We start from the raw sequence: 601 nt of genomic DNA on the forward strand, positions 1-601 counted from the left end.
CTGGCAGCGATACGGAAGAACCCACAGAACGTGCGCTACGACGACCTCCACAAGGTCTGCGAGCACTACTTCGGTCCGCCCCGCAGAAACGGCGGATCACACGCGGTGTTCAAGACCCCTTGGCCCGGTGATCCGCGGGTGAACATCCAGAACAGCAACGGCCAGGCCAAGCCTTACCAGGTGCGGCAGGTGCTGGCCGCGATCGACAAGAAGGAGGCGAAGTGATGTCCCACACCGAAACGGCCGACGTGTCCCGCTACACCTACCGAGTGACGTGGTCGGTCGAAGACGACGAGTTCGTCGCCACCTGCGCCGAGTTCCCCTCGCTGTCGTGGCTCGCCGACTCCCAGCCAGCTGCCCTGCAGGGGCTGGTTGACCTGATCGCAGACACCGTGGCCGACCTGGTGGCGGAGAGTGAGGCCGTCCCCGAACCGCTGTCGGAGCGGAGCTACTCGGGCAAGTTCAACCTCCGGGTCGGGGAAAGCCTGCACCGCCGCCTCGCGATCCAAGCTGCCGAAGAGCACCTCAGCCTCAACCAGTACGTCGTGCAACGCCTCTCAGAGGCCTCCTGAGCCACCTCTGGAACATCCGCAATTGCCGC

Annotated in this window: 2 protein-coding genes; both read left to right on the top strand. The window is 64.9% G+C overall.

Annotation, left to right across the window (positions count from 1 at the left end):
- Nucleotides 1–30 precede the first annotated feature (30 nt).
- Entirely contained in the window at nt 31–225 is a 195-nt protein-coding gene (locus tag ET989_RS15735) for a toxin HicA (RefSeq protein ID WP_421958232.1), read from the top strand.
- Nucleotides 225–572, top strand: a complete 348-nt coding sequence (locus ET989_RS14685; RefSeq protein WP_131170294.1) for a type II toxin-antitoxin system HicB family antitoxin — start codon at nt 225–227, stop codon at nt 570–572. Before ET989_RS15735 ends, ET989_RS14685 begins: the two co-directional genes overlap by 1 nt.
- Nucleotides 573–601 lie beyond the last annotated feature (29 nt).

The organism is Propioniciclava sinopodophylli (assembly GCF_004324755.1).
Classification (GTDB): domain Bacteria; phylum Actinomycetota; class Actinomycetes; order Propionibacteriales; family Propionibacteriaceae; genus Propioniciclava; species Propioniciclava sinopodophylli.